Origin of the sequence: Bradyrhizobium sp. (assembly GCF_030697065.1) — a bacterium.
Taxonomy (GTDB): Bacteria; Pseudomonadota; Alphaproteobacteria; order Rhizobiales; family Xanthobacteraceae; genus Bradyrhizobium.
In genome coordinates this window covers 1-4,382 of the sequence record NZ_JAUYQU010000040.1, presented here as the reverse complement: position 1 = coordinate 4,382, position 4,382 = coordinate 1, and the positions used below count along the sequence as shown (strand labels likewise).

At 60.5% G+C, this 4,382-nt stretch carries 4 protein-coding genes; 3 read left to right on the top strand and 1 reads right to left on the bottom strand.

Annotated features, from left to right (window positions below):
* The 3 genes from Q8R73_RS02895 to Q8R73_RS02885 all read left to right on the top strand — a co-directional run.
* The coding region (locus Q8R73_RS02895; protein WP_305718049.1) for a DapH/DapD/GlmU-related protein at nt 1-187 on the top strand (187 nt) is incomplete at its 5' end.
* Nucleotides 188-191: 4 nt separating this feature from the next.
* Nucleotides 192-2,021, top strand: a complete 1,830-nt coding sequence (gene glmS / locus Q8R73_RS02890; RefSeq protein ID WP_305718048.1) for a glutamine--fructose-6-phosphate transaminase (isomerizing) — start codon at nt 192-194, stop codon at nt 2,019-2,021.
* 97 nt (nt 2,022-2,118) lie between these two features.
* Nucleotides 2,119-2,895 carry a DUF502 domain-containing protein gene (locus Q8R73_RS02885; RefSeq protein ID WP_305718047.1) on the top strand — a complete coding sequence of 259 codons (777 nt, stop codon included), beginning with the start codon at nt 2,119-2,121 and terminating at the stop codon, nt 2,893-2,895.
* A 72-nt stretch (nt 2,896-2,967) separates the two neighbouring features.
* Here the strand turns inward: Q8R73_RS02885 and Q8R73_RS02880 are convergent.
* Nucleotides 2,968-4,382, bottom strand: a 1,415-nt coding sequence (locus Q8R73_RS02880; protein WP_305718046.1) for an ATP-dependent DNA helicase RecG, incomplete at its 5' end; no start/stop codon positions are given.

Genomic DNA, 4,382 nt, shown 5'->3' with positions numbered 1-4,382 from the left:
TGAGGATGGCGCATTTATCGGTTCAGATACCCAGTTGATTGCACCTGTAACAGTGGGTAAAGGGTCAACCATCGGTGCTGGTTCAACTATTACCAGGAATACGCCGACGGGAGAGTTGACGCTTTCTCGCGCCAAGCAAATTACGGTCAACGGGTGGACACGCCCGGTAAAAAAAACAAAGGAGTAAGTGGATGTGCGGGATTATCGGCGCAGTAGCTCAACGCAATGTCGTACCCATTTTGCTGGAAGGACTCCGCAGGCTGGAATATCGGGGCTATGATTCTGCAGGTTTAGTGGTTTTGAATCATGGACTGCAACGTGTGCGCAGTGTTGGTCGAGTAGTGGAACTTGCCGCCCAGACAGGGCGGCAGAAGACTCATGGCCACCTTGGAATCGCACATACGCGCTGGGCGACGCATGGTGCTCCGACTGAGGATAATGCTCACCCGCATGTCAGCAATGATGTTCTTGCCGTGGTTCACAATGGGATCATCGAGAATCACGAGGCATTGCGTGAAAGGCTCATGTCGCTAGGATATGTTTTTTCATCTCAAACCGACACAGAAGTAATTGCACACCTTATTCACCATCATTTTCGTGCCAGTCTCAATCTTCTAGAGGCCGTGCGTGCAGCCACCGCTGAACTTCACGGCGCCTATGCCATCGGCGTGCTATGTGCAGAGTCGCCACATCGGCTGCTAGCGGCTCGACGTGGGAGTCCATTGCTGATTGGCCTTGGCATTGAGGAAAATTTCATTGCCTCGGATGTCTCCGCATTGCTGCCGGTTACACAAAAAATTCTCTATCTTGAAGAAGGCGATATCGCAGACATTGGCCTGCTCGATGTAAAAATTATTGACTCAGCCGGAAGCCCCGTCGAGCGCAGCGTGCATATTTCAGAACAATCCGCAGATATGGTCGAACTTGGCAACTATCGACATTTTATGCAAAAGGAAATTCACGAGCAGCCGCGGGCGATTGCCAACACTTTGCAAGCGGCGGTGACAACTGAAAATGTTTCGTCGAGTATGTTTGGACCCAAAGCAGACGACATACTGAGAGCGGTAAATGGGATACGCATTCTTGCCTGTGGGACTAGCTATCATGCAGCCAAGGTGGCGGAATACTGGATTGAATCCATGACGGGTCTACCCTGCCGGGCAGAAATAGCCAGCGAATACCGCTACCGCACCAGCGTATCAGACCCGGACACGCTGATCGTCACACTCTCCCAGTCGGGAGAAACACGCGATACTATTGATGCCCTGTTGCATGCAAAATCACTCGGACATAAATATTCGCTGTCTATATGCAACGTTCCGGAAAGCGCGCTGGTGCGAGGATCAGACCTTACATTTCTTACCCGCGCCGGGCCCGAAATCGGCGTGGCGTCGACCAAGGCATTCACTACACAGCTAGTCGCATTGTTTCTCCTGACTTTGGTACTTGGCCGTCAGCGTGAAAAAATAAGTACAGTTCAGGAAAAGGCCTGGCTGACTCAGTTGCGTGAACTGCCCGGTTTGGTGCAGCAGGTACTTAATCTGGAGCCTGATATCGCTGCCTGGGCAGAACGTTTTGCGGATAAACAGCACGCGTTGTTTCTGGGGCGGGGGGTGCATTACCCCATCGCATTGGAAGGCGCGCTGAAGCTCAAGGAGATTTCCTATATTCATGCCGAAGCCTATCCGGCAGGCGAGTTGAAGCATGGCCCGCTCGCCCTGGTCGATAAGGACATGCCGGTGGTGGCGGTGGCACCGAATGACAACTTGCTGGAGAAACTCAAATCCAACCTTCAGGAAGTTCGCGCGCGGGGTGGCGAACTCTATGTATTCACCGATCTGGACAGTAATTTCACTCCCCAGGAAGGCCTGCACCTTCTACGCCTGCCAACTCATGCAGGACCCTTGAGTCCGATCGTCCATACCATTCCGATGCAAATCCTCGCCTACCATGCTGCGTTATGCAAGGGTACGGATGTCGATAAGCCACGCAATCTGGCGAAATCGGTCACGGTGGAATAAGTGTCACATCTCCCGATGTGGCCGGGGTGTTCCAAAGTCTGCTAGGATGGCTCGGCTGCATCGTGTAATAGCCGCCTCGACCGACCTTGGAACCTGAATGAACCGCGAACCTTCCCCCATTGAGCCCGACGACGACCTGCCGCCGCCGCCGGAGGCTCCGCACGGATTATTGGCCCGATTCCGGAACTATTTCCTGACCGGCCTGATCGTGGCCGGTCCGATCGCGATCACCTTCTATCTGACCTGGTGGTTCGTGAACTGGGTAGACGGCATCGTCCGGCCGCTCATTCCGCTGGCCTATCGCCCGGAAACCTATCTGCCGTTCGGGCTGCCGGGCGCCGGGCTGATCGTTGCGGTGTTCGCGCTGACGCTGCTGGGCTTTCTCGCCGCCAACCTGATCGGGCGGACCCTGGTCGACCTCGGCGAGCGGCTGCTCGGCCGCATGCCAGTGGTGCGCGCGATCTACCGCGGCCTCAAACAGGTTTTCGAGACGCTGTTCTCGGGCAAGGGATCGAGCTTCCGCCGGGTCGGCCTGGTCGAATTCCCGTCGCCGGGGATGTGGTCGATCGTGCTGATCTCGCAGCCGCCGAGCGTGGAGGTCGCCAACAATCTGCCGGGTCAGGAGGAGCATATCTCGGTATTCCTGCCCTGCGCGCCGAATCCGACCACCGGCTTCTTCTTCTATGTGCCGAAGAGCAAGGTCGTCGAGATCCAGATGAGCGCCGAGGACGCCGCGACCCTGATCATGTCCGCGGGCGTGGTGCAGCCAGGCTCCGACGGTCAGAAGAAGATCGCGGCGCTGGCCGAGATGGCGAACGCCGCGCGGACGGCGAACACAGCCGCACCGCGGCCGGAGCCGGCGAAGGTGGATTGAGGGCGACGGACCTGGCGTCGCCTGAAAAAGGGGGCGACGTCATTGCGACGGCAGCGTCAGCTGCGAAATCCGTCACCCCGCCCCGATCAGCGGCACCGCCTCGTCGCGCTCAAACAGATAGAGCAGCACGCGCAGCGCTTCGCCGCGCTCGCCTTTGAGTTTCGGGTCCTCCTTCATGATCCGCAGCGCCTCGTCGCGGGCCTGGGCGATGAGCTGGCCGTGCACCTCGGATCGCGCGATGCGGTAGCCGGGCAGGCCGCTTTGTCTGACGCCCAGCACATCGCCTTCGCCGCGCAGTTTCAGATCCTCCTCGGCGATGCGAAAACCGTCGGTGGTTTCCCGGATCACTTTCAGCCGCGCCGTGGACATTTCGTTCAGAGGCTCCCTGTAGAGCAGGAGACACGTCGATGCTTCCGATCCGCGGCCGATCCGGCCGCGCAGCTGGTGCAATTGCGCGAGGCCAAAACGTTCGGCGTTCTCGATCACCATGATGGTGGCGGCGGGGACGTCGACGCCGACCTCGACCACGGTGGTGGCGACCAGCAGGCCGATCTCGCCGGCGGCGAACTGCGCCATCACGCGGTCCTTCTCGGCGCCCTTCATCTGGCCATGCACCAGACCGACGCGGTCGCCAAAGCGCTCGCGCAGGCTCTCGAACCGTTCGGTGGCGTTGGTCAGGTGTTCGATGCCCTCGGCTTCGGATTCCTCCACCAGCGGACAGATCCAGTAGACCAGTCTGCCCTTGTCGAGCGCGCGGCCGACCGCCTCCATCACCTCGCCGAGGCGGCTGTTCGGCACCGTGCGGGTATCGATCGGCTGGCGTCCGGCCGGCTTCTCGCGCAGCTCCGAAACGTCCATGTCGCCGAAATAGGTCAGCACCAGCGTGCGCGGGATCGGCGTCGCGCTCAGCACCAGCACGTCGACGGCTTCGCCCTTGTTGGTCAGCGCCAGCCGTTCGCGCACCCCGAAACGGTGCTGTTCATCGACCACCGCCAGCGCCAGCGACTGGAACACGACGTCGTCCTGGATCAGCGCGTGGGTGCCGACCAGCAGATCGATCTCGCCCGCGGCGAGCCGCGCCAGCAATTCGCGCCGCTCCTTGCCCTTTTCACGGCCGGTGAGAATGGCCACGCGCAGTCCGGCACGTTCGGCCAGCGGCGTGATGGTCTTGATGTGCTGGCGCGCCAGGATCTCGGTCGGCGCCATCAGCGCCGCCTGCTTGCCGGCTTCGGTGACGGCCGCCGCCGCCAGCAGCGCCACCACGGTCTTGCCGGATCCGACGTCGCCCTGCAGCAGCCGCAGCATCCGCACCGGCTGGCGCAGATCGTCGGTGATGGCGGCGACTGCCTCGCGCTGGGAGGTCGTCAGTGCATAGGGAAGCGCGTCGATGATCCGGCTGCGCAAATGGCCGTCGCCGGCGTGGCGGTCGCCGGCCGGGCGGCGCAACTGCGCCCGCACCAGCGCCAGCGCCAACTGGCCCGCCAAAA